Raw genomic sequence first — 24,759 nt, 5'->3', positions numbered from 1 at the left:
ATTACCCCACTTTCACCATGTGCGGTTGTGCGGAGCGCTCGGTCGGCTGGTGATCCAGGTCACGGCTGACCAGCAGCAGGACTTCTGCCGAGGCGTCTGCCACCTGGGCCCGATAGCCGGTGATGGAGCGAGCGAAGACGTTGTAGATCACCACCGCGGGAATCGCGGCAACCAGGCCCAGGGCGGTGGCCAGCAGGGCTTCGGCGATACCCGGGGCGACCACAGCGAGGTTGGTGGTCTGGGTTTTGGCGATGCCGATGAAGCTGTTCATGATGCCCCAAACGGTGCCGAACAGACCGACGAACGGTGCGGTAGAACCGATGGTGGCCAGTACCCCGGTGCCGCTGCTCATGTTGCGGCCGCAGGCGGCTACCAGACGCTCCAGGCGGAAGCTGACCCGTTCCTTGATGCCTTCTTTCTCACGGCTGTTGGTCGACAGGCGCATTTCTTCCAGGGCGTCGTGCACCAGCAGGTGGGCGAGGGTGCCCTCCTTGGCGGCCGTGGCGCTGGCTTCTTTGAGCGTGGTGGCTTTTTTCAGGGCGGCGATTTCGCTGCGCAGGCGGCGTTTGGCGCCCAGCAGTTCGAAGCCTTTGGCGATCCAGATGGTCCAGGTGATGATCGAGGCGATGGCCAGCCCGATCATTACCAGTTTCACGATGATGTCGGCGTTCTGGTACATGCCCCACGGCGACAGGTCGTGGGCCATGCCCAGGCTGTTGTCGGCTTCGAGGACTTCGGGAGCGCCTTCAGCAAGCACTGGCTGGCCTTCGACCTGAGCCGGTTCGCCAGCTGCTGGGGCGGCGGCGGGAGTTGCCGGGTTGGCAGCCGGAAGCTCGGCGGCCGGGGCAGTCGCGGTCGGTGCGGCGGCGGTGGCCGGTGCGTGTTGGTCGGCGAAGGCTGCGGTCGGTGCCAGCAGCAGGCTGCACAGCAGCGCTGCAACCGCGCTCACGGCGCGCAGCGGGCTTGGGCGTTTGGTTGGCGAGGCGGAGAGTGGATTGCTTGTCATGCTGGCCGGACCTGAGAAGAGGAAAGGGTGAATGTCCTTCTAGGCCTCGCTGGGCCGAGAACAAATGGGCGGTTATTATTGCAATTAATTCTTGTTAACAAAAGTAATACAGTAACTATTTTTCCTCGATTTCTAGCCGTTCATCCAAAGTCGAGGCTAGTCTTGGCCTTTCTGAAAGGAGTTTTCTGATGTCCTCCCCCTCTGTTTTGATCGCCGGTTGCGGTGATGTCGGGAGTCGCCTGGCGACTCAATTGCTGGCTGAACAATGGCAGGTTTATGGCTTGCGCCGCACGGTGTCGCGCCTGCCTCAGGGGGTGATTGGCGTTGCCGGTGATCTGTTCAGCGAGCAATGCCCGATGGACTGGCCGCAGGCGCCCCTGGACTATCTGGTGTACTGCGCGGCGGCCACCGAGCATGACGAGGCCGGGTATCGTGCGGCTTATGTCGAGGGCTTGCAGCATGTCCTGAGCTGGCTCCAGCAGCATGGCCAGCAGCCCAAGCGCTTGTTGTTCGTGTCCAGCAGCAGTGTTTACGAGCAAAAGGGCGGCGAGTGGGTCGACGAGAACTCTCCGACCCAGGCGACCGGCTACTCGGGCCGTTTGATGCTGGAGGCGGAGCAGGTGGCCTTGAACAGTGGGATTCCTGCCAGTCGGGTGCGTCTGACCGGTATCTATGGGCCGGGCCGTGAATGGTTGCTGACTCAGGTGCGTCGCGGCTATCGGGTGGCGATTGATCCGCCGTTGTATGGCAATCGCATTCATGCCGACGACGCGGCGGGGTTGCTGGCGTTTTTGCTCAAGGCTGACCAGGGTGGTGCTGTCCTGGACGACTGCTATATAGGCGTGGATGACGCGCCTGCGCCTCTGGCGGAAGTGGTTGGCTGGCTGCGTGAACGCCTGGGCGTGACTGAGTGGTCCGATGATGCCAGCGTTCGGCGCACGGGCAGCAAGCGTTGCAGCAATGCCCGAGCTCGGGCCTTGGGCTGGGTGCCGCGTTACTCGAGTTATCGCGAGGGGTATGCGGAGATTCTTCAGGGCCAAGCTTGAGCCGGGCTGTAGCCGCTACCGTTGGCAGCGGCTACAGGAGGGTCATTGTTTTTCCAGCAGCCATTGCTGACTGCCCGGTGTCAGCGAGGGCACTTCATCCGCCAGTGCGGTATTCACCGCCTGGAAAATTTCCAGCTGCTGATCCTTGCGGACGAAGATCCAGGAGTTGCCCTGGCCATTGAGCTGCAGCCAGATGCTGTCGTTGCCGCCGCTCATGGAGGCGCAGTCACCGGCCAGGCACAGGGCGTAGCGATCGGCGCCTGGCAGGCCTTGCACGGCGCCGTTGGCCTGGAACTGTACTTCGTTGCCCAGCCCCGGACCGCTGACGATTTTCCATTTGCCACCCAGATAGGCCGAGTACAAGGCACGCTCGAAGTTGGCGCCCAGTGGTGCGCCTTCAGGTGCCGGGTCTTTGGGCGTGGCAAACACTTGTTCAGGCTCGTTGTCGTTGGCCACTTGCAGCAATTGCTTGCCGTTGCGTTTGAGTTCGGTGGCGGCGCTGCCATAGAACTCGACCTTTGTGGTGTTTGAGCCGTCGCCGATGATCTTGCCTTCGATGGTCTCGAAGCCATTGGTGTAGCGGGCCTGGCCGGCTTTGGTGTTGAGTTCCCATTCCAGGTTCGGGCCGTAAGCCTGGAGGGCTTCACGCAAAGGGCCGCCCTTGGAGGCTGCGTCGATCGCTACCTGATTGATCCAGATGCCGCCCACATCGTTTTTGGCGGGGTCGCTGGCACAACCGCCGAGCAATAAGGCGAGCAGCGAAACAGCTAGCGCTTGGCGCATGACGAAATCCTTTCAGAACGAAAACGGCGCAGCCTGAAGAGCTGCGCCGCGGGTGTTACTCGATGACCAGAATGGCATCCATTTCAACCTGTGCGCCCTTGGGCAGGGCGGCCACGCCGATGGCGGCGCGGGCTGGGTAAGGCTGTTGGAAGTACTTGCCCATGATCTCGTTGACCTTGGCGAAGTGGCTCAGATCGGTGAGGAAGATGTTCAGTTTGACGATGTCCTTGAACGAACCGCCAGCGGCCTCGGCTACCGACTTGAGGTTCTCGAAGACCTGGACGGTCTGGGCTTCGAAGCCCTCCACCAGTTCCATGGTTTTTGGATCGAGGGGAATCTGGCCCGACATGTAGACAGTGTTGCCCGCCTTGATGGCCTGGGAGTAGGTACCGATGGCGGCCGGGGCCTTGTCGCTGGTGATAACGGTCTTGGTCATGAATGACTCCTTGTAATGGACGGGCTACGCGCGCATGCGGGTGATGCGGATGACCCCGGTCAGGGCGCGCAGTTTCTTGATCACGCGAGCCAGGTGCACGCGGTCGTGCACGCTGACCACCAGTTGGACCACGCTGATGCGACCATCGCGTTCGTCCATGCTGATTTTCTCGATGTTGCCGTCGGCGGCATTGACGCTGCTGGCCAGCAGCGCGATCAGGCCGCGCTGGTGTTCCAGCTCGACGCGCAGTTCGACGTTGAATTCGCCGGTGACATCCTTGGCCCAGGACAGCTGGATGCATTTTTCCGGGTTGTGACGGATTTCGCTGATATTGCGGCAGTTGTCCAGGTGCACCACCATCCCCTTGCCGGCGGACAGGTGGCCGACGATCGGGTCGCCAGGGATCGGCGTGCAGCATTTGGCGTAGCTCAGCACCAGGCCTTCGGTGCCGCGGATCGCCAGCGGGCCTTCCGGGCTCGGCAGTTGTTCGCCTTCGCCCAGCAGGCGGCGGGCGACCACATAGGCCATGCGGTTGCCCAGGCCGATGTCTTCCAACAGGTCTTCGATCAGCTCCAGGCGGTACTCCTGAAGAATCGCCTGGATACGTTCCGCCGGGATTTTTTCCAGGGAGCTGTCGAAGCCGTTGAGCACCTTGTTCAGCAGGCGTTCGCCAAGGCTGATGGACTCGGAGCGACGTTGCAGCTTGAGGGCGTGACGAATGTGGGTGCGGGCCTTGCCGGTGACCACGAAGTTGAGCCAAGCCGGGTTCGGCCGTGCTCCCGGGGCGCTGACGATCTCCACGGTGGAACCGCTTTGCAGGGGTTCCGACAGCGGGGCCAGGCGACGGTTGATCCGGCAGGCGATGCAGCTGTTGCCCACGTCGGTGTGCACCGCATAGGCAAAGTCCACCGCGGTGGAGCCTTTGGGCAGCTCCATGATCCGGCCTTTGGGCGTGAACACGTAGACCTCGTCCGGGAACAGGTCGATCTTCACGCTTTCGATGAATTCCAGGGAGTTGCCAGCGCGCTGCTGCATCTCCAGGACGCCCTTGACCCATTGGCGGGCGCGGGCGTGGGTGCTTTTCGGCTGTTCGTCGCCACTGGATTTGTATAGCCAGTGGGCGGCGATGCCGTTATTGGCCATTTCTTCCATTTCCCGGGTACGAATCTGGATCTCGATTGGTACTCCGTGCATACCGAACAGCGTGGTATGCAGCGACTGATAGCCGTTGGCCTTGGGAATGGCGATGTAGTCCTTGAAGCGTCCCGGCAGTGGCTTGTACAAATTGTGTACAGCGCCGAGCACGCGGTAGCAGGTGTCTACTTTGTCGACGATGATGCGGAACGCATAGACGTCCATGATTTCGTTGAAGGCCCGGCGTTTGCCACGCATCTTCTTGTAGATGCCATACAGGTGCTTCTGGCGACCGCTGACCTCGCCTTGGATGCCATCGATGGCCAGGCAGTGGCTGAGGGACTCTTCGATCTTGTTGACGATTTCCTTGCGGTTGCCACGGGCGCGCTTGACCGCCTGGTAGATCCGCGCGGAACGCATCGGGTGCATCGCCTTGAAGCCAAGGTCTTCGAATTCGATACGGATGCTGTGCATGCCCAAGCGGTTGGCTATGGGAGCGTAGATCTCCAGGGTTTCTTTGGCGATCCGCCGGCGTTTTTCGCCGGAAAGCACTTCCAGGGTGCGCATGTTGTGCAGGCGGTCGGCCAACTTGACCAGGATCACGCGAATGTCGCGAGCCATGGCCATGGCCATCTTCTGGAAGTTTTCCGCCTGGGCTTCGGCCTTGGTCTCGAAGTTCATCTGGGTCAGTTTGCTGACCCCGTCCACGAGTTCGGCCACGGTTTCACCAAACTGCGCACTGAGCGCTTCCTTGGCAATTCCGGTGTCTTCGATCACGTCATGCAGCATCGCGGCCATCAGGCTCTGATGGTCCATGTGCATGTCGGCAAGGATGTTCGCTACCGCGAGTGGGTGCGTGACGTACGCCTCGCCGCTGCGACGGCGTTGACCGTCATGGGCTTGTTCGGCGTAGAAATACGCTCGGCGGACCAGATTGACCTGGTCCGTGCCGAGATAGGTCGATAAGCGATCGGCGAGGGCGTCTATGCTCGGCATGATATCTCCTGCCGTAAGCTGTGATCCCGCGCCGTGCTACGTCGACCAGGCATAGGCTCAGACGGCCTCGTTGGACTCGTCCTCGAAAGCAGCAAAAAGCGGTTCATCTTCAACGATTTCGGCTTCGGCGATAGCTGCGTAGTCGATCAGGCCTTCAGCGATTTCGCGCAGGGCGACAACGGTAGGCTTGTCGTTTTCCCATGCTACTTTCGGCTCTTTGCCGCCGGTTGCCAGTTGACGGGCACGCTTGGTAGAGAGCATGACCAGCTCAAAGCGGTTATCCACGTGTTCTAGACAGTCTTCAACGGTTACGCGGGCCATGGTCTTCCTCGTAGCAAATGCAATATGCGCGCTGCCCGGATGGGCGAGCGGACTCAACAGTTTAAAAAATCACCAGCGTTTAGGGAAGCGCTGATTTTTTGACCAAGCTCTTCAACGCGCTGCAAGTGCCAATGTAAAGCGCTTGCAGCGGTTTTGGGAAGTGCTGTTTAACCAAGCAATTCGGCGAGCAGTTTGCCAAAGCGCTGCTGCTGACGTTTCTGTTGCAGCTGATTGGAGCGGAAAATCGCTTTCAGATCTTCCAGTGCGTGGGCGAAGTCGTCGTTGATGATCAGGTAGTCATAGTCGACGTAGTGGCTCATTTCGCTGACGGCTTCACGCATCCGCCCTTCGATGATTTCGTCGCTGTCCTGCCCGCGGTTGGTCAGGCGCTGGTGCAGGGCCTGCAGTGACGGCGGCAGAATGAAGATCGAGCGTGCCTGAGGCATGAGCTTGCGCACCTGCTCGGCGCCCTGCCAGTCGATTTCCAGGATCAGGTCGTGGCCTTCGTCCAGGGTCTGCTGCAGGTGGCTTTGTGAGGTGCCATAAAGGTTGCCGAAAACTTCGGCGCGCTCGAGAAAGTCGCCGTGCTCGATCATCTTCACGAACTCGCTGCGTTCGACGAAGTGATAGTTCACGCCATTCACTTCACCTGGGCGCATGGCGCGGGTGGTGTGGGAGATCGAGACGCGGATCTCCTGGTTGGCGTCGGTCAGGGCCTTGACCAGGCTGCTTTTGCCCGCGCCCGACGGGGCGGAAATGATGTACAGGGTGCCGGTGCTGTGGGTCATGTCAGTTGCCTTACTCAATGTTCTGCACTTGTTCGCGCATCTGCTCGATCAACACCTTGAGGTTGACCGCAGCCTGGGTGCTGCGCGGGTCGAAGGCCTTGGAGCCCAGTGTGTTGGCTTCGCGATTGAGCTCCTGCATCAGGAAGTCCAGGCGCCGACCGGCAGCGCCGCCGGACTTGAGCACGCGGCGTACTTCGATGATGTGGGTGCTCAGGCGGTCCAGTTCTTCAGCGACATCGCTCTTCTGCGCCAACAGGACCATTTCCTGCTCGAGACGGGTGGGGTCCAGTTCGGCCTGCATGTCGGCGAAGCGGTCGAGGACTTTCTGGCGCTGGGTCGCGAGCATCTGCGGGACCAGCTCACGCAAGGTCGCCACGTCTTCTTCAATGGAGGACAGGCGTTCGTTGATCAGCCGGGCCAGTTCGGCGCCTTCGCGCTCGCGGCCATTCTTCAGGTCTTTCAGGCCCTGGTTGAACAGGGCCAGGGCATCGCTGTTCAAGGCTTGCGGGTCGGTGGCGTCGGCCACCAGCACGCCGGGCCAGGCCAGGACTTCCAGTGGATTCAGGGCTGCCGGCTGCTTGATCAGGCTGGCGACGGTTTCAGCGGCGGCCACCAGTTGTGCCGCACGTTCACGGTCGACTTGCAACGGCTTGCCGGTGGTTTCTTCAGTGAAGCGCAGGGTGCATTCGACCTTGCCCCGGGACAGGCCCTGGCGCAAGGCTTCGCGGACTGCGCTTTCGAGGTCGCGAAAGGCTTCCGGCAAACGCAGGTGCGGCTCCAGGTAGCGGCTGTTGACCGAGCGCAATTCCCAGCTCAGGGTGCCCTGAGTGCCGGCCCGTTCGACTCGGGCGAAGGCGGTCATGCTGTGCACCATGGAGGTACCTCCGATTCAGCGCCGGCACCAATCCCAGGAGGATTGAGCGGGCCTGATAGTGATGAATTGAAGCCGACAGGCTGCGAAGGCGCAGGATTGTAGCGCAGTGCGGCCGGAGGCCCCAATCCCTGGTGCTGACAATGGGCTGCAGGTCATCGCTACAGGACCGATCTGACGCGTAAATATGCCTTTGGCCGTTTTAGGCGTGCCCTGGCGCGGTTGCGGGCTTTATAATGCTCGGCAGTTTTCCGTCCTCGTACAGGTGTTCCCCTATGAAACGTCCAAGTGGTCGCGCTGCCGATCAGCTCCGCTCGATCCGCATCACCCGCAACTACACCAAACACGCCGAGGGATCTGTACTGGTCGAGTTCGGTGATACCAAGGTGATTTGCACTGTCAGTGTCGAGAATGGCGTGCCGCGCTTCCTCAAGGGGCAAGGTCAAGGCTGGTTGACGGCCGAATATGGCATGCTGCCGCGGTCCACCGGCGAGCGTAACCAGCGTGAAGCCAGCCGTGGCAAGCAAGGCGGCCGCACCCTGGAGATCCAGCGCCTTATCGGTCGCTCCCTGCGCGCCGCCCTGGACATGTCCAAGCTGGGCGACATCACCCTGTATGTCGATTGCGATGTGATCCAGGCTGATGGTGGCACCCGTACCGCATCGATCACTGGCGCGATGGTGGCTCTGGTCGACGCCTTAAAAGTGATCAAGAAGCGCGGTGGCCTGAAAGGCGGCGATCCATTGAAGCAGATGATTGCGGCAGTATCGGTGGGTATGTACCAGGGTGAGCCGGTCCTGGACCTGGATTACCTGGAAGACTCGGCCGCCGAAACCGACCTCAATGTCGTCATGACCAGCACCGGTGGTTTCATCGAAGTGCAGGGCACTGCCGAAGGCGCGCCGTTCCAGCCGGCTGAACTGAATGCAATGCTGGCCCTGGCTCAGCAAGGCATGAATGAAATCTTCCAACTGCAGCAGGCGGCACTCGCCGATTGATGGGCGCCAGTCTTCAGCCAGGAGAGCACCATGAGTGATGAGCAGCTACCCCAGCCCACCCCGAGCCATGAAGTTCGGCAATGGGCAATGTTTTGTCACTTGTCCGCCTTGCTGGGGATCTGGGTTCCATTTGGTACATTGATCGGGCCGCTGATTCTTTGGCAGATGAAGCGCGAGACCGACCCCTTCATCGATGCACAGGGTAAGGAAGCGCTGAACTTTCAGCTGACTGTCGCTATCGCTTCGGCAGTCTGTTTCCTGCTGATGATCGTGATAATCGGTTTCTTTATGTTCGGCCTGCTGGCGATTGGTGCCCTGGTGTTGACCATCATCGGCGGAGTCAAGGCTGGAGAGGGAGTGCCATATCGGTACCCTTTCACCTGGCGCCTGATCAAATAGAGCGAGCACAAAAAAGCCGACTGTGATGTCGGCTTTTTTGTGGCTGTGAACGGACGCTTAGATGGTCAGTGTCCAGTCATAGTCCACGATCAGCGGCGCATGCTGCGAAAAACGCGGCTGACGCGGCAAGCGTGCGCTGCGGACAAAACGGCGCAGGCCGGGAGTCAGCAACTGATAGTCGAAGCGCGAGCCCAGGTTGAGCATCTCGGCCTGTTCGTTGTCCGGCCACCAGCTGTACTGGTCGCCTTCGCGACTGACTTCGCGCAGGGCATCGACATAGCCCATGTTGCCGATAATCTCGTCCATCCAGGCGCGCTCAGGTGCCAGGAAGCCCGGAGATTGCTGGCCGTCACGCCAGTTCTTGATATCCAGCTTCTGTTGCGCCACGTACAGCGAGCCACAATAAATGTACTCGCGACGTTTGCGCCGCTGCTTATCCAGATAACGGGCGAAGTCGTCCATTAACTTGAACTTCTGGTTCAAGTCTTCATCGCCGTTCTGCCCTGATGGAAGCAGCAAGGTCGCGATGCTGACCTTGTCGAAATCGGCTTGCAGGTAGCGCCCGTAACGATCGGCTGTCTCGAAGCCGAGGCCGCTGATGACCGCCTTCGGCTGCAACCGCGAATACAAAGCCACACCGCCTTGGGCAGGGACTTCAGCATCGCAGGCATAAAGGAAGTAGCCATCCAGTTGGAAGGCTGGGTCGTCCAGTTCAAAGGCAGAGGCGCGGGTGTCCTGCAGGCAGATGACGTCGGCATTCTGTGCCTGCAGCCAACTGAGCAAACCACGCTCCACTGCAGCCTGAATACCATTGACGTTCACACTGATGATCCGCATAAATGGCCCCAAAAATCACGTGCGTGTATGATACCCGAGCTCTACCTAATTAGCTAAATCCGTGGTATCTGGGGTTTTTTCATGCAGGCGTATCAGCGCGATTTCATTCGTTTTGCCATCGATCGCGGGGTTTTGCGCTTCGGTGAGTTCACCCTGAAGTCCGGGCGCACCAGCCCTTACTTCTTCAATGCCGGCCTGTTCAACAGCGGTTCGGCCCTGGCCCAGCTGGGGCGTTTCTATGCGGCGGCGATTGTCGACAGCGGCATTCCCTTCGATGTGCTGTTTGGCCCGGCTTATAAAGGCATTCCCTTGGCAGCAGCCACTGCAGTGGCTCTGGCTGAACATCATCAGCGCGATCTGCCTTGGTGCTTCAACCGCAAGGAAGCCAAGGCGCACGGTGAAGGCGGTAGCCTGGTAGGCGCGCCATTGACCGGCGATGTGCTGATCATCGACGACGTGATCACTGCGGGCACGGCAATTCGCGAGGTGATGCAGATCATCGAGTCCCAGGAAGGCGCCAAGGCGGCAGGTGTATTGATCGCACTGAACCGCGAGGAGCGTGGCAACGGTGAGTTGTCGGCGATCCAGGAAGTCGAGCGTGACTTCGGCATTCCAGTGGTGAGCATCGTTTCCCTGACCCAGGTCCTGCAGTTCCTGGCGGACGATCCGGCGCTCAAGCAACATCTGCCGGCAGTGCAAGCCTATCGCGCGCAGTACGGAATCTGACACTGTAGGAGCCGGCTTACCCGTGAAGAGACCTTTGAGTCCTGAGTTGCGCGTGTGAGCGCCTTCGCTGGCAAGCCTGCTCCTATACAAGCCAGCTCCTGCAAAGATTGCGTAGATAAAAAAGCCCCCGCCCGAGATACCGGGCGGGGGCTTTTTTGTGGCTGTCGCTTAAGGGCGCTTGCGATTGCTGATCAGGGTGCCGACACCGGTATCGGTGAAGATCTCCAGCAGAATCGCATTGGGTACGCGACCGTCGATGATCAGGGAGCTGCCGACGCCACCTTGTACCGCTTCCAGGGCGCAGCGGATTTTCGGCAGCATGCCGCCGTAGATAGTGCCATCGGCGATCAGCTCGTCCACCTGCTGGGTGCTCAGGCCGGTCAGGACCTTGCCGGACTTGTCCATCAGGCCAGCGATGTTGGTCAACAGCATCAGCTTTTCAGCTTTCAGTGCTTCAGCCACCTTCCCGGCGACCAGGTCGGCGTTGATGTTGTAGGACTCGCCGTTGGCGCCCACGCCAATCGGCGCGATCACCGGAATGAAATCGCCCTTGACCAGCAGGTTCAGCAGGTCGGTGTTGATCCCGACCACTTCGCCCACATGGCCGATATCGATGATTTCCGGCGTGGTCATTTCCGGTGTCTGGCGGGTCACTGTAAGCTTCTTCGCCCGGATCAGTTCGGCATCTTTACCGGTCAGGCCGATGGCGCTGCCGCCGTGACGGTTGATCAGGTTGACGATGTCCTTGTTGACCTGGCCGCCGAGGACCATCTCCACCACGTCCATGGTTTGCGCGTCGGTCACGCGCATGCCATCGACGAAGTGGCTTTCGATTGACAGGCGCTTGAGCAGGTCACCGATTTGCGGGCCACCGCCGTGCACCACCACCGGGTTGATCCCGACAGCCTTCATCAGGACGATGTCGCGGGCGAAGCCGGTTTTCAGCTCCTCGCTCTCCATAGCGTTGCCGCCGTACTTGATCACCAGGGTCTTGCCGACATAGCGGCGAATGTAAGGCAGCGCTTCGGATAGGACCTTGGCGGTATTGGCGGCGGCATCGCGTTCGATGGTCATTCAGGGCTCCGGTGCTTCAAACAGTCAAAACGGTAGTTGGAGGTCAGGTGCAACACGTTTCAGCTGGACGTGGAACACGTCCTTAATCCGCTGCAGCTCGGCTTCGTCATCAGCCTCGAAGCGCAGCACCAGCACAGGGGTGGTATTGGAGGCGCGAACCAGGCCCCAGCCCTTGGCATAGTCGACTCGCACCCCGTCAATGGTGGTCAGGTCGGCGCCTGCGCCCCATTGCGCGTCGTGCAAGGCATCAATGATGCTGAATTTGCTCTCTTCGGTCACATGGATATTGATTTCCGGCGTAGAAATATCGTTCGGGAAGGTGGCGAACAGCTCTTGCGCGGTAGATGTTTCCTTGCTGAGGATCTCCAGCAACCGCGCGGCGCTATAGATGCCGTCGTCGAAACCGAACCAGCGCTCCTTGAAGAACACATGGCCGCTCATCTCGCCGGCCAGCAGGGCGCCGGTCTGCTTCATTTTCTTTTTGATCAACGAGTGACCGGTCTTCCACATTAGCGGGCGACCACCGTATTCCTTGATCAGCGGAATCAGGCGTCGAGTGCATTTGACGTCGAAGATGATCTGGGCGTCCGGGTTGCGCGCCACTACATCTTTGGCGAACAGCATCAGCAGTCGATCGGGGAAAACGATGCTGCCGGTGTTGGTCACCACGCCGACGCGATCGCCGTCACCGTCGAAGGCCAGGCCCAGGTCGGCGCCGGTTTCCTTGACCTTGGCGATCAGGTCTTCAAGGTTCTCGGGTTTGCCCGGGTCCGGGTGATGATTGGGGAAGTTGCCGTCTACCTCGCAGAACAGCGGAATGACTTCGCAGTTCAAGGCCTCGATCAGTTGCGGGGCAATGACCCCGGCGGCGCCGTTGCCGCAATCCACCACGACTTTCAGGCGCCGGGCCAGCTTCACGTCCCGGGCGATCTCTTCGGCGTAGCGCGGCAGGATGTCGACCTTGGTGATGCTGCCCTGGGCACTGCTCAGGTTATTGGTCTTGAGGCGCTGGTGCAGGGCTTGGATCTGTTCGTTGGCCAGGGTGTCGCCGGCAATGACGATCTTGAAACCGTTGTAGTCCGAAGGGTTGTGGCTGCCGGTGAGCATCACCCCGGACTTGCCGGCCAGGACGTTGGCGGCGTAGTACAGGGCAGGGGTCGGCACCAGGCCGACATCGCTGACGTGGCAGCCGCTGTCGTGCAGGCCCTGAATCAGTTGCTCCACCAGCTCCGGGCCGGACAGGCGGCCGTCCCTGCCTACGCAGACGTTGGGTTCGCCCTGAGCCAGGCTCTGGGAGCCAACGGCGCGGCCGATCCAGTAGGCGGTCTCTGCGGTCAGGGTTTGCGGTACAACACCGCGGATGTCATAGGCGCGGAAGATGCTCTCGGGAAATGTCGGGGCGACTTTGGCTGCGTTGCTCATCACTGAGGGTGCTCCATTTGAAGAGGGGGCAGTACGGCCGGGGAAATGACGGGCCGGCGGGCTCAAACTGAAGGGTATGACGGCGTTTTCAGCATAGAGTTCGTACTGTGTAAGTGCCATCTGGAGGGCGCTTGCCGCTCCGCGGACGCTCAAGGGCCTGATTTGGCGGGCCCGAGGGGGCATGCAGAAACTGGTGGTCATTTATCCTTAAATGTCTTGCAGTCACCCTGGGGCCGGACCAAGTGCCTGGCCCGAGGGCGCGCAATCAGTGACTGCCGGAGTGGCCGAAACCGCCTGCGCCGCGCTGGCTTTCATCAAAAGCCTCAACCACTTCGAAGTGCGCCTGCACTACCGGCACCAGCACCAGTTGGGCGATACGCTCGCCGACGGCGATATTGAAGGCAGTCTGGCCGCGGTTCCAGCAGGAAACCATCAGTTCGCCCTGGTAGTCCGAGTCGATCAGGCCGACCAGATTGCCCAGTACGATGCCGTGTTTGTGGCCCAGGCCGGAGCGCGGCAGGATCAGCGCCGCCAGGCCCGGATCGCCAATATAGACCGACAGCCCGGTCGGGATCAGCAGCGTCTGGCCTGGCTCCAGGATGGTGTCTTCCTTGAGCATGGCGCGCAGGTCGAGGCCGGCGGAGCCCGGCGTGGCGTACTGCGGCAGAGGGAATTCGTTGCCGATGCGTGGGTCGAGGATCTTGGCTTGTAGAGCGTGCATTGAAGTTAAACCTGGTTCAGCCGTTCGGCGATAAAAGAGATCAGTTGGCGGGCAATCTTGCCCTTGCTGGTCTGGGCGAAGAGAGTTGCGTGCAACTCCCGGTCAATCACGCTGCAGGCGTTTTCCTCGCTGTTGAAGCCAATGCTCGGGTTGGCTACGTCGTTGGCGACGATCAGGTCGAGGTTCTTGTCCTTCAATTTGCGTGCAGCGTAGTCGAGCAGATTTTCGGTTTCGGCGGCGAAACCGACACTGAATGGCCGATCCGGCCGCGTAGCGATGGTGGCCAGGATATCTGGGTTGCGCACCATCTGTAGTAGCAGGCCGTCACCTTTCGTAGGGTCTTTCTTTAATTTCTGTGGGGCGACGACTTCCGGGCGGTAGTCCGCGACCGCCGCGGAGGCGATGAAAACGTCGCACGGAATGGCCGCCTCGCAGGCCGCGAGCATGTCGCGAGCGCTGACTACGTCGATCCGAGTGACTCTGTCGGGGGTCGGCAGGTGCACCGGTCCGGTGATCAGGGTGACCCGGGCGCCGGCCTCGACGGCTGCCTCGGCCAGGGCGAAGCCCATTTTTCCTGAGCTATGGTTGGTGATGTAGCGCACCGGATCGATGTTTTCCTGAGTCGGCCCGGCGGTGATCAGCAAGTGTTTGCCGGTCAGTGCCAGGTGCTGGAAGCAGTCGGCGGCGCACAGCGCCAGATCGTTGGCTTCCAGCATGCGGCCCAGGCCGACGTCGCCACAGGCCTGGCTGCCGGAGGCTGGGCCGAAGACTCGCAGGCCACGACTTTGCAGCAATTGGGTGTTGGCCTGGGTGGCCGGGTCGCGCCACATGGCCTGGTTCATCGCTGGAGCGATGGCGACGATGGCGTCTGTGGCCAGGACCAGGGTGGTCAGCAGGTCATCGGCAATGCCCTGGGCCAGGCGGGCGATCAGGTCGGCCGTGGCGGGGGCGATCAGCACCAGATCGGCCCATTTGGCCAGTTCGATGTGACCCATGGCGGCTTCGGCGGCCGGGTCCAGCAGGTCGAGATGGACCGGGTGCCCGGAGAGGGCCTGCATGGTCAGCGGGGTGATGAACTCACTGCCGCCCCGGGTCATGACCACACGCACTTCGGCGCCTTGGTCGAGGAGTCGGCGAACCAGCTCCGCGCTCTTATAGGCGGCAATGCCGCCGCCGACGCCGAGCACGATGCGTTTCCGATACAGCCGCTGCATAGGCCTGTTTTTCCGTTAAGTGATTGCTGCGTGGCATGCCCCCTCCCCAGGTGAAATACCACGCAAAAAAGAGGGGGCTAAGATAGCACAGCGCCCGCTGCCGAACAGCGGCGCCATGCACAGGGAGGTGTGATGAGTATTCGTGATTGGCCTGCGGCGGAGCGCCCGCGGGAACGGCTTTTAGAGCAGGGCGCCATCAGCCTTTCCGACGCCGAATTACTGGCTATTTTCCTGCGCACCGGGGTGGCTGGAAAAAGTGCGGTCGACTTGGCGCGGCACCTGTTGCATCGCTTCGGCAGCTTGCGCAGTCTGCTGGAAGCCGATCAGCTGACCTTCACCCGCCAGTTGGGATTGGGGCCGGCCAAGTACGCACTGTTGCAAGCGGTGTTGGAGATGGCGCGTCGGCATCTGGCAGAAAAACTCCACCGCCAGTCAGCCTTGGAAAGTCCGCTGGTGGTGCGCGATTACCTGAAGTCGATGTTGCGACATGAGCCCCACGAGGTGTTTGGCTGTCTGTTTCTCGACACCAAGCATCGGGTACTGGCCTTTGAGGTGCTGTTCCAGGGTTCGATCGACAGCACCACGGTGTACCCGCGACAAGTGCTCAAGCGCACCCTGGCGCATAACGCGGCAGCGGTAATTCTCTGTCACAACCACCCATCGGGCATCTCTGAGCCCAGCCCGGCCGATCGGGTGGTGACCCGGCGTTTGCAAGAAGCCCTGGAGTTGATCGATGTACGGGTGCTGGATCACTTCATCGTCGGAGAGGGTGATCCGTTGTCCATGGCCGAATATGGCTGGATCTGAAGGCGGCCAGCTTCAAGGTCGGCACTGACCCTGAAGCTGGCCGGTGTGTCACTTGACGCTGACCTTCGAGTAATCCTGGCGGCCGAAGGGGCTCACTTGATAGCCCTCGACCTGTTTGCGGGTCAGGGCGAAAGCGGTCGGGTGAGCCAGAGGGAGCCACAGCGCCTGTTGCTGGATCTGGGTCTGGGCCTGCTGGTACAGCTTGCTGCGCACACCCTGTTCGCTGGTGGTCTTGCCGGCGGTAATCAGCTTGTCCAGGTTCTGATCGCAGTAGCGGGCGAAGTTGGTGCCGGATTTGACTGCTGCGCAGGTGAACTGTGGTGTGAGGAAGTTATCCGGGTCGCCGTTGTCGCCGGCCCAGCCCATGAACAGCAGGTCATGTTCGCCGGCCTTGGCCCGGCGGATCAGTTCGCCCCATTCGATCACGCGGATTTCTGCCTGGATTCCCACTTGGGCCAGGTCCGCCTGCAGCAGTTGGGCGCCCAGGCTCGGGTTGGGGTTGAGCAGGCTGCCGGAAGGGCGGGTCCAGATTGTGGTCTCGAAGCCGTTTTTAAGGCCTGCCTTGGCCAGCAGCTGACGAGCCTTTTCCGGGTCGTGGGTGTAGCCCGGCAACTCTTTGGCGTAGCTCCAGGTATTGGCCGGGTAGGGGCCATTGGCGGCCTCGGCGGTGCCTTCGAACACGGTCTTGAGGTAATGGGCCTTGTCGAAGGCCAGGTTGATCGCCTGGCGCACTTCGGGTTTGTCCAGGGGCGGATGCTGGCTGTTGATCGCAACGAAGGCCGTCATGAAGGCTGCCGTTTTCTCGATCTTCAGCGTTGGATCATCACTGGCGGCCTGGACATCCAGGGGCTTGGGTGAAAGGGCGATCTGGCACTCATTGCGCCGCAGTTTCTGCAGGCGCACGTTGGCGTCCGGAGTGATGGCGAAAATCAGGGAGTCCACCGCCGGTTTGCCAGCAAAGTAGTCGCGGTTGGCCTTGTAGCGGATCGAGGCGTCTTTCTGGAAGCGCCCGAAAATGAACGGGCCGCTGCCGATGGGCTGGCTGTTGAGCTTCTCCGGGGTGCCGGCCTTGAGTAACTGATCGGCGTACTCCGCAGAGTAGATCGAGGCAAAGCCCATGCTCAGGGTGGGGAGAAAGGTCGAGTCGGCGTGATCCAGGGTAAAGCGCACAGTCAGCGGGTCCAGGGCGTCGATCTTCTTGATCAGGCTGGGCAACTGCAGGGATTGTGCGTGTGGGAAGCCGCTCTGGGCGACCTTGTGCCACGGGTGGGCTGGGTCGAGCATGCGCTCGAAGCTGAACTTGACGTCTTCGGCGGTCAGCTCGCGGCTGGGATTGAAGTAGTCGGTACGGTGAAACTTGACCTTGGGATGCAGCTTGAAGACATAGCTCAGGCCATCCGCGGAGACTTCCCAGCTATCGGCCAGGCTGGGGACCACCTTGCCGCTGACGGCGTCGAATTCCACCAGGCGGTTCATCAGCACGTCGGCGGACGCGTTGGTGGTGGTCAGCGAGTTGTACTGCACCACGTCGAAGCCTTCCGGGCTGGCTTCGGTGCAGACGCTCAACGCGGCGGCCTGGGCCAATGGGCTCAGAAGAGGGGCGAGCAGGAGCGGGAGGGCGGCAAGACGCATGGTCGGGTTCCTTGTGCAGATCGAAAGCCCATCTGCGAGTGCAGTCTGGAAATGCCTTACCCTAGTGGCCTCTTTGTAAAATGACTATCCCTTTTGTATTCGACATTGAAACCTGGGACGCGGTCAGGGCTGGAGCCGTGTATTTGTGTAGGGATGCCCGTGTTCAGCAGCAGATTTTTTCCCGGGGTTTCGAGAGAAATATATTCTGCGACGAGCGGTAGATTTCTGCGGTAGCCTTTGCCGCAGGCGTCCGGCGCAAGAAAATCAGGACTTTTCATCATCCTGCACACAGCGGCTGTTGTTGCTATGGGGTCTTTCTGGTATAAAGCAGCGCTCTTTTCTAGGGGCCCGGTTCCTTCGCTTGTAGGTGTAGCCGGTAAGACCCTAAAGAAACGCGGCGCCTGGCGCCAAATGACTGAGAGATTAAGCGGCCAACCCATGCCGGGTTGGGCATGTGGTTTTAGAGGGCTGAGGCATGTCTAGAGTCTGTCAAGTTACCGGTAAGGGTCCGGTGACTGGGAATAACATTTCCCACGCAAACAACAAAACCCGTCGTCGTTTCCTGCCGAACCTGCAGCATCACCGCTTCTGGGTTGAGTCCGAGAAACGCTTTGTGCGTCTGCGCGTATCTGCCAAAGGCATGCGTATCATCGACAAGCGCGGCATTGATGTCGTGCTGGCCGAAATCCGTCGCGATGGCGGCAAGGTTTAAGGGAGCTAATCATGCGTGAATTGATTCGTTTGATCTCGAGCGCCGGTACTGGTCACTTCTACACTACCGACAAGAACAAGCGTACTACTCCGGACAAAATCGAGATCAAGAAATATGATCCGGTTGTTCGTAAGCACGTGATCTACAAGGAAGGCAAAATCAAGTAATTGATTTTTCTTCTGACAAAAAAACCCGCCTTCAAGCGGGTTTTTTTGTGCCTGGGATTCAGGCCTTCTGTTCGAAGGCCACGTAGACCTTGCGGCAGGGCTCCAGCACTTCCCAGGTGCCTTTGAAGCCGGCCGGGATCACAAAGCGGTCGCCAGAGCGCAGGGTCTTGGTGTTGCCGTCGTTGTCTCGCAGCACCGACACGCCCTGGAGAATCTCGCAGTATTCGTGCTCGGTGAAGTTCACCGTCCATTGGCCCACCGCGCCTTCCCAGATACCGGCATTGAGTTGCCCGCACGGGCTGCCGTAGTGGTTGAACACCGCTTGCTCGGGATCGCCCTTGAGGACTTTTTCCGGAGCGGGGCGGTAGCGTTCGCCCTCGGTGTTGGCCTGGCTGAAGTCGACGACGTTGTGGATGCTCATTCTTGTATTCCCCCGTGATTGCGGCGCGAGTGGCTATGAAGGCCAGAGTCTATGTTTATTAAAATGCACATAGCAATGCTGTTTGCCCGGGCTTTGTCAAATATATTGAAAGTACAGGGGTCGCTGGTTTAGGGTGGCGGGTGCCTTTGGCCGAAAACAGGCTGGCCGGGCAGAATTCTTCATGAGTGCCGGCGTAGTTCGCATGGCGCTTGTATTCAAATAAGAGGAGGACACTCGTATGACCACCCTGACTCGTGCCGATTGGGAACAACGTGCCCGCGACCTGAAAATCGAAGGCCGCGCCTACATCAACGGTGAATACACCGCAGCTGTTTCCAATGACACCTTCGAGTGCATCAGCCCGGTAGACGGTCGTGTACTGGCAACCATTGCCAGCTGTGACGCCGCCGATGCCCAGCGTGCCGTGGACAATGCCCGCGCCACCTTCAACTCTGGCGTCTGGTCGCGCCTGGCGCCGGCCAAGCGCAAGTCCGTCATGATTCGTTTTGCCGGCCTGCTCAAGCAACACGCCCAGGAGCTCGCGCTCCTGGAAACCCTGGACATGGGCAAGCCCATCACCGACTCCCTGGAAATCGACGTGCCCGGCGCGGCGCAAGCCCTGAGCTGGAGCGGCGAGGCCATCGACAAGATCTACGATGAAGTCGCGGCCACCCCCCACGACCAACTGGGCCTGGTAACTCGTGAGCCCGTGGGTGTAGTCGCGGCCATCGTGCCGTGGAACTTCCCGCTGATGATGGCCTGCTGGAAACTGGGGCCGGCACTGTCCACTGGTAACTCGGTGATCCTCAAGCCTTCGGAAAAATCCCCGCTGACCGCAATCCGCATCGCGGCCCTGGCGGTGGAAGCCGGGATTCCGGCTGGCGTGTTCAACGTGCTGCCCGGCTACGGTCACACCGTCGGCAAGGCCCTGGCCCTGCACATGGACGTGGACACCCTGGTGTTCACCGGCTCCACCAAGATCGCCAAGCAACTGCTGGTGTACTCCGGTGAATCCAACATGAAGCGCGTCTGGCTGGAAGCCGGTGGCAAAAGCCCGAACATCGTGTTTGCCGATGCCCCGGACCTGCAGGCCGCCGCCGAATCCGCTGCCAGCGCCATTGCCTTCAACCAGGGTGAAGTCTGCACCGCCGGTTCCCGTCTGCTGGTGGAGCGTTCCATCAAGGACAAATTCCTGCCGCTGGTGATCGAGGCCCTGAAAGCCTGGAAACCGGGCAACCCACTGGACCCGGCCACCAACGTCGGCGCCCTGGTGGACACCCAGCAGATGAATACCGTGCTGTCCTACATCGAGGCCGGTCACGCCGATGGCGCCAAACTGGTGGCCGGTGGCAAGCGCACCCTGCAGGAGACAGGTGGTACCTACGTCGAACCGACGATTTTCGACGGCGTCACTAACGCGATGAAGATTGCCCAGGAAGAGATCTTCGGCCCAGTGCTGTCAGTGATTGCGTTCGACAGCGTGGAAGAGGCGATCCAGATTGCCAACGACACTCCGTACGGATTGGCGGCGGCGGTCTGGACTGCAAACATCTCCAAGGCGCACCTGACGGCCAAGGCACTGCGTGCCGGCAGCGTCTGGGTCAACCAGTACGACGGTGGCGACATGACCGCGCCGTTCGGCGGCTTCAAGCAGTCGGGCAATGGTCGGGACAAGTCGCTGCACGCGTTCGACAAGTACACCGAGTTGAAAGCGACCTGGATCAAGCTCTGAGTCTTCGGGTTTGAGGCGATGGCGTCCGCAAGGGCGCTTGCGCCGGCAAGCGCCACGTCGCATGGGCGCTTCTATCCGCAGCCATTGATCCGCAGCGCAGCCGGACTTCCCGCGAGGGGAGTCCGGCTGTGTTGTCTGTGGCTTGCAGAATAATCATCCACAGGAGTGTGGAAATGCCTTGGGCGACCTATTTCGCCGTTTTATCCGCTGTCTTGAGTGTCGGCCTGGCCTTGGGCATGACCATGCCGCTGGTGTCCTTGCGCCTGGAAAGCTGGGGCTACGGACCCTTTGCCATCGGCGTGGTAGCGGCGATGCCGGCCATTGGCGTGCTGCTGGGCGCGAAGATTTCCAGTCGGCTGGCGGCCCGCTTCGGTACCGCCAACCTGATGCGCCTGTGCCTGTGGGCGGGTGCGCTCTCTATTGGACTGCTGGCGCTGTTGCCCAGCTATCCGGTGTGGCTGGCGTTGCGCCTGATTCTGGGCGTGGTGCTGACCATCATCTTCATTCTGGGGGAAAGCTGGATCAATCAGCTGGTGGTGGAGCAGTGGCGGGGGCGGCTGGTGGCGTTGTATGGCAGCGGCTATGCCCTGAGTCAGCTGGCCGGCCCCTTGCTGCTGGGCGTCCTGGGGACCACGCAGGACTACGGCTTCTGGGTCTCGGTGGGATTGCTGGTGGCAGCACCCTTGCTGCTGTTGGGGCGTAGCGGAGCGCCGAGCACCGAGTCTTGCAATGTCACCCTGATCGACCTCTGGCGCTTCTGTCAGACGCTGCCGGCGATTGGTTGGGCGGTGGCCTTGTTCGCGACTTTCGAGGCTCTGATCCTGACCCTGCTTCCGGTTTATTGCTTGAGCCAGGGCTTCACCGAGGACGTGGCCCTGGCCATGGTCAGCACCGTAGTGGTGGGCGATGCATTGTTGCAGCTGCCGATCGGCGCCTTGGCTGATCGCGTCTCCCGGCGCGGCCTGTTCACCGGTTGCGCGCTGATCCTGCTGTGCTCCAGCCTGGCCATTCCCCTGCTGTTGGACAGCGTATTGATCTGGCCGTTGTGGGTGCTGTTCGGGGCCAGCGCTGGTGGGTTGTTCACCTTGTCGCTGATCCTGATCGGCGAGCGTTATCGCGACGATGCGCTGGTACGAGCCAATGCCCATGTGGCGCAGCTGTGGGGTATCGGTTGTCTGATCGGTCCCTTGGTGGCGGGGGCGGGCAGCCAGTGGGTCAGCGGCCATGCGATGTTGCTGTTGGTGGCGGCGGGCGCCTTTGGCCTGTTGCTTCTGCTGCTGCGTCAGGGCGCTTTTGGTAGCGTCCAGGCGCAACCCTTGTAGCGCTTCAAAGCATGCGCTCCAGACCGATGCGAGTGCTCAGCCAGGCATTGATGCGTCGCCACCAACTGCCGGGCTCGTGGCTCAGACTGTGCAGCTGCCCATGGTCCTCGGTGATCCAGACCAGCTTGCCGTCCTCCAGTTTGACCTGGTAGCTGAGGGGCGGCGCCATCCCTTGCAGGGCCAGGGCGCGTACATGCTCGGCCAGTTCGGGGCTGTCCACCAGTACCCCGACCTCGGTGTTCCACAGCACTGAGCGTGAATCGAAATTGAACGAGCCGATAAAGCTCTTCTGTCGGTCGAAGACCATCGCCTTGCTGTGCAGGCTGGAGTCCGAGCCCTTCAAGGAACTGCTGTGGAACAGCCGCGGACCGCTGCCGCCGCCCCGCTCTGCAGGTTGCCTGCGCAACTCGTAGAGCTTCACGCCGTGTTCCAGCAAGGCCTTGCGATAGGGCGCGTAGCCGCCATGCACCACCGGCACGTCGGTGGCTTCCAGGGCGTTGGTCAAGAGGCTGACCGCGACCCCGGCGTCAGCCCGGCCGGTCAGGTACACCAGCCCCGGCTGGCCCGGGACGAAGTAGGCCGAGACCATGATCAGTTCCTTGCTGACACCCTTGAGTTCCGGTGCCAACTGGGTGGTCAGCAGCAAGTGCGGGTCGGGATCGCCCTTGGCCAGGACCTTGGTGGGGGCGTCCCACAGGGCCTGGTTCCAGGCCCAGATCAGTTCCTTGCGCCAGATATCCATGCGCGGCTGAGTCTGGTAGGTCATCAGCTGGCGATACAGGGCCTGGTTCTGCCGGTGGCTGTCCTGTAGCGACTCTTCCAGGCGCTGGCGGGTGTTGTTCAGGGCCTGGGTTGAAGGTGCGTAAGACAGGAACTCGCCTATGGGGCGGCTCAGGGCACTGTTCCAGTATTGATCGAAGCTATGGCCCAGCTGTTCGGCCACGGGGCCTGCGCTGAACATGTCGATGTCGGTGAAGTTGAGATTGGGTTCGGCATCGAAGTATTCATCGCCGATGTTGCGCCCGCCGACGATGGCCACGCTGTTGTCCGCCAGCCACAGCTTGTTGTGCATCCGGCGATGCTGTCGCGACAGGTTGAACAGGCGGCCCACGGCTCGGGTAACGCCGGTGCTGCGGCCCAGGTGCAGCGGGTTGAACAGGCGGACCTGGATCTGCGGGTGGGCGGCCAGGGTGGCGATGATCTGGTCCAGCCCGTCGCTGGTGGTGTCGTCCAGCAGGATGCGCACCCTTACGCCTCGGTCAGCGGCCTTGAGCAGCTCGTCCACCAGCATCCGGGTGCTGATGCCGTCATGAACGATGTAGTACTGCAGGTCGAGGCTGCTCTGGGCGTTGCGGATCAGCTCGGCGCGGGCCATGAAGGCTTCGGTGCTGTTGGGCAGCAGGCGAAAGCCGGAGCGTCCCTGGTAGGGGGCGGCCTGGGCCCGGATGGACTGGGCGAAGCTGGAGTCACTGGCGGCCAACGCTTGGCTGGGCTGGTAAGGCACTTCCTGGGTGGCGCAGCCGCCTAGCCCGAAGGTCAGGATCAGCGGCAGGATAAACCCCTGTTTACGGCTCAAGTCAGGTCGTCTCGCATCGCGGCGCGGGTTGGCATGGGGCAGTGGGCTTCCTGCAACGTGACCCGGGGTTCAGTCCTGGGTTTCGCTGAGCAGCTTGATGGCTGCGGAGCCGACTTTGCGTACCGCGTCTTCGATCTGCGCGGTTGGCTTGGCAGCGTAGTTCATCCGCAGGCAATTGCGGTATTTGCCCGAGGCGGAAAAGATGCTGCCCACGGCGATCTGCACGCCTTGGTCGAGCAATGTCCGGTTGAGTTTCAGCGCGTCGAAGCCTTCGGGCAGTTCGATCCACAGCATGAAACTGCCCTGGGGGCGACTGGCGCGGGTGCCCGTGGGGAAATAGCGGCTGACCCAATCGAGCATCAGGTCGCGATTGCGCTGGTATTGAGTGCGCATCTTGCGCAAATGGGGCTCGAAATGACCGCTTTTCAGGAATTCGGCGATGGCCACCTGGGGCTGGGGGGCGGTGGAGCCGGTACTGATGTACTTCATGTGCAGCACCCGCTCCAGATAACGGCCGGGTGCGACCCAGCCGATACGCAGGCCGGGGGCCAGGGTCTTGGAGAAGGAGCTGCACAGCAGAACCCTGCCGTCGTCGTCGAAGGACTTGATGGTTCGCGGGCGTGGGTAGGTGTAGGCCAGTTCGCCATACACATCGTCCTCGATGATCGCCACGTCGAAGCGCTGGGCCAGAGTCAGCAAGGCCCGCTTGCGCGACTCCGGCATGATGTAGCCCAAGGGATTGTTGCAGTTGGGGGTCAACTGTATGGCCTTGATCGGCCACTGCTCCAGGGCCAGTTCCAGGGCTTCCAGGCTGATCCCGGTAATAGGGTCGGTGGGGATTTCCAGGGCCTTCATGCCCAGCCCCTTGAGGGTCTGCATGGCGCCGTGGAAGCTCGGCGAGTCTACGGCGACTATGTCCCCGGGCTCGCAGATAGCGCGAATGCTGGAGGACAGGGCTTCATGGCAGCCAGTGGTGATCACCAGGTCATTGGCCCCCAGCTGGCAGCCCGAATCCAGCATCAGCCGCGCGACTTGCTCGCGCAACTCCAGCACGCCGTAGATGTTGTCGTAGTGCAGGCCGGGCATGTCCTGGCGCCGGCTGAGCCGGGCCAGGGCCCGTAGCAAGGGCTTCATGGTTGGCGTGGTGATGTCCGGCATGCCGCGGCCCAGCTGCACCACGTCCTTGCGCGGCACCGCGCGGATCAGCTCCAACACCTGGTCCCACTGGGAGATTTCCACCGGACGCTGGGCCGGGCGACCGACTGCCGGTAGCGCAGGCAACTCACGGCTGGGGGGGACGAAGTACCCGGATTTTGGCTTGGGCATGGCCAGGCCGTTGTCTTCCAGCACGCGGTAGGCCTGCTGCACGGTACTCAGGCTGACCCCGTGTTCTACGCTCAGCGCGCGCACCGAGGGCAGTCGATCACCGGGGCGATAGAAGCCCTGTTCGATGCGGGTGCCCAGGAGTTCGGCGAGGTTCACGTAGAGGGTCATGGCGTTGGCTCGAAGTGGCAGTCACGGAGGACCAGTACAGATGGGGCAAAAATACGGCATTCAGCGGGATTTTTGGCAAATCTGTATGGAAGTAATACCGCTGTATTGGGTCTGTATTGGTTTT

The 24,759-nt window shown here is 61.2% G+C and carries 24 protein-coding genes and 1 pseudogene; 9 read left to right on the top strand and 16 right to left on the bottom strand.

The genetic code is table 11. From position 1 onward, the window contains the following. Nucleotide 1: 1 nt before the first annotated feature. Nucleotides 2–1,006 (bottom strand): tonB-system energizer ExbB, encoded by a 1,005-nt coding sequence (gene exbB, locus WIN67_RS30130; RefSeq protein ID WP_339070415.1) that lies wholly within the window; start codon nt 1,004–1,006, stop codon nt 2–4. Nucleotides 1,007–1,194: 188 nt separating this feature from the next. Here exbB and WIN67_RS30125 point away from each other — a divergent pair, with 188 nt between their 5' ends. Next, nucleotides 1,195–2,052 carry an SDR family oxidoreductase gene (locus WIN67_RS30125; protein ID WP_268561858.1) on the top strand — a complete coding sequence of 286 codons (858 nt, stop codon included), beginning with the start codon at nt 1,195–1,197 and terminating at the stop codon, nt 2,050–2,052. Between the two features lie 42 nt (nt 2,053–2,094). Here the strand turns inward: WIN67_RS30125 and WIN67_RS30120 are convergent, their stop codons facing one another. From WIN67_RS30120 to WIN67_RS30095, 6 genes are all read right to left on the bottom strand, one after another. Then, nucleotides 2,095–2,835 carry a hypothetical protein gene (locus tag WIN67_RS30120; protein WP_102862269.1) on the bottom strand — a complete coding sequence of 247 codons (741 nt, stop codon included), beginning with the start codon at nt 2,833–2,835 and terminating at the stop codon, nt 2,095–2,097. A gap of 55 nt (nt 2,836–2,890) precedes the next feature. Continuing rightward, the gene (locus WIN67_RS30115; protein WP_007921133.1) at nt 2,891–3,271 is read right to left on the bottom strand and encodes a RidA family protein; all 381 of its coding nucleotides are present in this window, start codon (nt 3,269–3,271) and stop codon (nt 2,891–2,893) included. A gap of 24 nt (nt 3,272–3,295) precedes the next feature. Next, on the bottom strand, nt 3,296–5,401 hold the full coding sequence (gene spoT, locus WIN67_RS30110) for a bifunctional GTP diphosphokinase/guanosine-3',5'-bis pyrophosphate 3'-pyrophosphohydrolase (RefSeq protein ID WP_110594226.1): 2,106 nt from the start codon (nt 5,399–5,401) through the stop codon (nt 3,296–3,298). A 57-nt stretch (nt 5,402–5,458) separates the two neighbouring features. Continuing rightward, nucleotides 5,459–5,722 (bottom strand): DNA-directed RNA polymerase subunit omega, encoded by a 264-nt coding sequence (gene rpoZ, locus WIN67_RS30105; protein WP_007921129.1) that lies wholly within the window; start codon nt 5,720–5,722, stop codon nt 5,459–5,461. A 167-nt stretch (nt 5,723–5,889) separates the two neighbouring features. Continuing rightward, nucleotides 5,890–6,510, bottom strand: coding sequence for a guanylate kinase (gmk, locus tag WIN67_RS30100; RefSeq protein WP_273907587.1), 621 nt, complete (start codon nt 6,508–6,510; stop codon nt 5,890–5,892). A 10-nt stretch (nt 6,511–6,520) separates the two neighbouring features. Beyond that, the gene (locus WIN67_RS30095) at nt 6,521–7,384 is read right to left on the bottom strand and encodes a YicC/YloC family endoribonuclease (RefSeq protein WP_102862266.1); all 864 of its coding nucleotides are present in this window, start codon (nt 7,382–7,384) and stop codon (nt 6,521–6,523) included. A gap of 272 nt (nt 7,385–7,656) precedes the next feature. Between WIN67_RS30095 and rph the strand changes: the two genes are divergently transcribed. Continuing rightward, entirely contained in the window at nt 7,657–8,379 is a 723-nt protein-coding gene (rph, locus tag WIN67_RS30090) for a ribonuclease PH (RefSeq protein WP_016964145.1), read from the top strand. A gap of 30 nt (nt 8,380–8,409) precedes the next feature. Next, entirely contained in the window at nt 8,410–8,778 is a 369-nt protein-coding gene (locus WIN67_RS30085; protein WP_102862265.1) for a DUF4870 domain-containing protein, read from the top strand. A 57-nt stretch (nt 8,779–8,835) separates the two neighbouring features. Here WIN67_RS30085 and WIN67_RS30080 read toward each other — a convergent pair whose 3' ends face one another. Beyond that, nucleotides 8,836–9,615 (bottom strand): exodeoxyribonuclease III, encoded by a 780-nt coding sequence (locus WIN67_RS30080; protein WP_102862264.1) that lies wholly within the window; start codon nt 9,613–9,615, stop codon nt 8,836–8,838. A gap of 81 nt (nt 9,616–9,696) precedes the next feature. On the opposite strand from WIN67_RS30080, the gene pyrE reads away from it, so the two are divergent. Further along, the gene (gene pyrE, locus WIN67_RS30075; protein ID WP_102862263.1) at nt 9,697–10,341 is read left to right on the top strand and encodes an orotate phosphoribosyltransferase; all 645 of its coding nucleotides are present in this window, start codon (nt 9,697–9,699) and stop codon (nt 10,339–10,341) included. 168 nt (nt 10,342–10,509) lie between these two features. On the opposite strand, the gene argB is transcribed toward pyrE, so the two are convergent. From argB to coaBC, 4 genes and pseudogenes are all read right to left on the bottom strand, one after another. Beyond that, nucleotides 10,510–11,415, bottom strand: a complete 906-nt coding sequence (gene argB, locus WIN67_RS30070; protein WP_011064225.1) for an acetylglutamate kinase — start codon at nt 11,413–11,415, stop codon at nt 10,510–10,512. A 24-nt stretch (nt 11,416–11,439) separates the two neighbouring features. Continuing rightward, a pseudogene (locus tag WIN67_RS30065) lies at nt 11,440–12,837 on the bottom strand (phosphomannomutase/phosphoglucomutase); the annotation flags it as partial. Nucleotides 12,838–13,102: 265 nt separating this feature from the next. Then, a complete protein-coding gene (gene dut, locus WIN67_RS30060) occupies nt 13,103–13,558 on the bottom strand; it encodes a dUTP diphosphatase (protein ID WP_102862261.1) in 456 nt (151 codons plus the stop codon). A 5-nt stretch (nt 13,559–13,563) separates the two neighbouring features. Further along, the gene (gene coaBC / locus WIN67_RS30055) at nt 13,564–14,772 is read right to left on the bottom strand and encodes a bifunctional phosphopantothenoylcysteine decarboxylase/phosphopantothenate--cysteine ligase CoaBC (RefSeq protein WP_102862260.1); all 1,209 of its coding nucleotides are present in this window, start codon (nt 14,770–14,772) and stop codon (nt 13,564–13,566) included. A 132-nt stretch (nt 14,773–14,904) separates the two neighbouring features. Between coaBC and radC the strand changes: the two genes are divergently transcribed. Continuing rightward, on the top strand, nt 14,905–15,579 hold the full coding sequence (gene radC / locus WIN67_RS30050; RefSeq protein ID WP_102881287.1) for a RadC family protein: 675 nt from the start codon (nt 14,905–14,907) through the stop codon (nt 15,577–15,579). A gap of 48 nt (nt 15,580–15,627) precedes the next feature. Here the strand turns inward: radC and WIN67_RS30045 are convergent, their stop codons facing one another. Next, entirely contained in the window at nt 15,628–17,211 is a 1,584-nt protein-coding gene (locus WIN67_RS30045; RefSeq protein ID WP_265073930.1) for an ABC transporter substrate-binding protein, read from the bottom strand. A gap of 475 nt (nt 17,212–17,686) precedes the next feature. Between WIN67_RS30045 and rpmB the strand changes: the two genes are divergently transcribed. Together rpmB and rpmG are read left to right on the top strand one after the other, a co-directional pair. After that, nucleotides 17,687–17,923, top strand: coding sequence for a 50S ribosomal protein L28 (rpmB, locus tag WIN67_RS30040; RefSeq protein ID WP_011064219.1), 237 nt, complete (start codon nt 17,687–17,689; stop codon nt 17,921–17,923). 11 nt (nt 17,924–17,934) lie between these two features. Then, nucleotides 17,935–18,090, top strand: a complete 156-nt coding sequence (rpmG, locus tag WIN67_RS30035) for a 50S ribosomal protein L33 (RefSeq protein WP_003177274.1) — start codon at nt 17,935–17,937, stop codon at nt 18,088–18,090. A 58-nt stretch (nt 18,091–18,148) separates the two neighbouring features. Here the strand turns inward: rpmG and WIN67_RS30030 are convergent, their stop codons facing one another. After that, nucleotides 18,149–18,511 carry a cupin domain-containing protein gene (locus tag WIN67_RS30030; RefSeq protein ID WP_339070413.1) on the bottom strand — a complete coding sequence of 121 codons (363 nt, stop codon included), beginning with the start codon at nt 18,509–18,511 and terminating at the stop codon, nt 18,149–18,151. A 238-nt stretch (nt 18,512–18,749) separates the two neighbouring features. On the opposite strand from WIN67_RS30030, the gene WIN67_RS30025 reads away from it, so the two are divergent. Together WIN67_RS30025 and WIN67_RS30020 are read left to right on the top strand one after the other, a co-directional pair. After that, the gene (locus WIN67_RS30025; RefSeq protein ID WP_102881284.1) at nt 18,750–20,243 is read left to right on the top strand and encodes an aldehyde dehydrogenase; all 1,494 of its coding nucleotides are present in this window, start codon (nt 18,750–18,752) and stop codon (nt 20,241–20,243) included. A gap of 173 nt (nt 20,244–20,416) precedes the next feature. Further along, entirely contained in the window at nt 20,417–21,565 is a 1,149-nt protein-coding gene (locus tag WIN67_RS30020) for an MFS transporter (RefSeq protein WP_102881283.1), read from the top strand. A 4-nt stretch (nt 21,566–21,569) separates the two neighbouring features. On the opposite strand, the gene WIN67_RS30015 is transcribed toward WIN67_RS30020, so the two are convergent. Together WIN67_RS30015 and WIN67_RS30010 are read right to left on the bottom strand one after the other, a co-directional pair. Continuing rightward, nucleotides 21,570–23,141: a phospholipase D family protein gene (locus WIN67_RS30015; RefSeq protein ID WP_339070412.1), complete on the bottom strand. Its 1,572-nt coding sequence runs from the start codon at nt 23,139–23,141 to the stop codon at nt 21,570–21,572. Between the two features lie 69 nt (nt 23,142–23,210). Beyond that, the gene (locus WIN67_RS30010) at nt 23,211–24,635 is read right to left on the bottom strand and encodes a PLP-dependent aminotransferase family protein (RefSeq protein WP_207166752.1); all 1,425 of its coding nucleotides are present in this window, start codon (nt 24,633–24,635) and stop codon (nt 23,211–23,213) included. Nucleotides 24,636–24,759: the final 124 nt, after the last annotated feature.

Source organism: Pseudomonas idahonensis, from assembly GCF_037903935.1.
GTDB classification, from domain to species: domain Bacteria; phylum Pseudomonadota; class Gammaproteobacteria; order Pseudomonadales; family Pseudomonadaceae; genus Aquipseudomonas; species Aquipseudomonas danubii.
This window is presented reverse-complemented; position numbering and strand designations above follow the sequence as displayed.

Coding starts and splice junctions, on each gene's coding strand:
- WIN67_RS30080 (WP_102862264.1), bottom strand. CDS start 9,615: ATGCGGATCATCAGTGTGAACGTCAATGGTATTCAGGCTGCAGTGGAG.
- rpmB (WP_011064219.1), top strand. CDS start 17,687: ATGTCTAGAGTCTGTCAAGTTACCGGTAAGGGTCCGGTGACTGGGAAT.
- WIN67_RS30030 (WP_339070413.1), bottom strand. CDS start 18,511: ATGAGCATCCACAACGTCGTCGACTTCAGCCAGGCCAACACCGAGGGC.
- rpoZ (WP_007921129.1), bottom strand. CDS start 5,722: ATGGCCCGCGTAACCGTTGAAGACTGTCTAGAACACGTGGATAACCGC.
- WIN67_RS30120 (WP_102862269.1), bottom strand. CDS start 2,835: ATGCGCCAAGCGCTAGCTGTTTCGCTGCTCGCCTTATTGCTCGGCGGT.
- argB (WP_011064225.1), bottom strand. CDS start 11,415: ATGACCATCGAACGCGATGCCGCCGCCAATACCGCCAAGGTCCTATCC.
- pyrE (WP_102862263.1), top strand. CDS start 9,697: ATGCAGGCGTATCAGCGCGATTTCATTCGTTTTGCCATCGATCGCGGG.
- WIN67_RS30085 (WP_102862265.1), top strand. CDS start 8,410: ATGAGTGATGAGCAGCTACCCCAGCCCACCCCGAGCCATGAAGTTCGG.
- dut (WP_102862261.1), bottom strand. CDS start 13,558: ATGCACGCTCTACAAGCCAAGATCCTCGACCCACGCATCGGCAACGAA.
- coaBC (WP_102862260.1), bottom strand. CDS start 14,772: ATGCAGCGGCTGTATCGGAAACGCATCGTGCTCGGCGTCGGCGGCGGC.
- rpmG (WP_003177274.1), top strand. CDS start 17,935: ATGCGTGAATTGATTCGTTTGATCTCGAGCGCCGGTACTGGTCACTTC.
- WIN67_RS30025 (WP_102881284.1), top strand. CDS start 18,750: ATGACCACCCTGACTCGTGCCGATTGGGAACAACGTGCCCGCGACCTG.
- WIN67_RS30020 (WP_102881283.1), top strand. CDS start 20,417: ATGCCTTGGGCGACCTATTTCGCCGTTTTATCCGCTGTCTTGAGTGTC.
- radC (WP_102881287.1), top strand. CDS start 14,905: ATGAGTATTCGTGATTGGCCTGCGGCGGAGCGCCCGCGGGAACGGCTT.
- gmk (WP_273907587.1), bottom strand. CDS start 6,510: ATGACCCACAGCACCGGCACCCTGTACATCATTTCCGCCCCGTCGGGC.
- WIN67_RS30045 (WP_265073930.1), bottom strand. CDS start 17,211: ATGCGTCTTGCCGCCCTCCCGCTCCTGCTCGCCCCTCTTCTGAGCCCA.
- WIN67_RS30095 (WP_102862266.1), bottom strand. CDS start 7,384: ATGGTGCACAGCATGACCGCCTTCGCCCGAGTCGAACGGGCCGGCACT.
- WIN67_RS30010 (WP_207166752.1), bottom strand. CDS start 24,635: ATGACCCTCTACGTGAACCTCGCCGAACTCCTGGGCACCCGCATCGAA.
- spoT (WP_110594226.1), bottom strand. CDS start 5,401: ATGCCGAGCATAGACGCCCTCGCCGATCGCTTATCGACCTATCTCGGC.
- WIN67_RS30115 (WP_007921133.1), bottom strand. CDS start 3,271: ATGACCAAGACCGTTATCACCAGCGACAAGGCCCCGGCCGCCATCGGT.
- rph (WP_016964145.1), top strand. CDS start 7,657: ATGAAACGTCCAAGTGGTCGCGCTGCCGATCAGCTCCGCTCGATCCGC.
- exbB (WP_339070415.1), bottom strand. CDS start 1,006: ATGACAAGCAATCCACTCTCCGCCTCGCCAACCAAACGCCCAAGCCCG.
- WIN67_RS30125 (WP_268561858.1), top strand. CDS start 1,195: ATGTCCTCCCCCTCTGTTTTGATCGCCGGTTGCGGTGATGTCGGGAGT.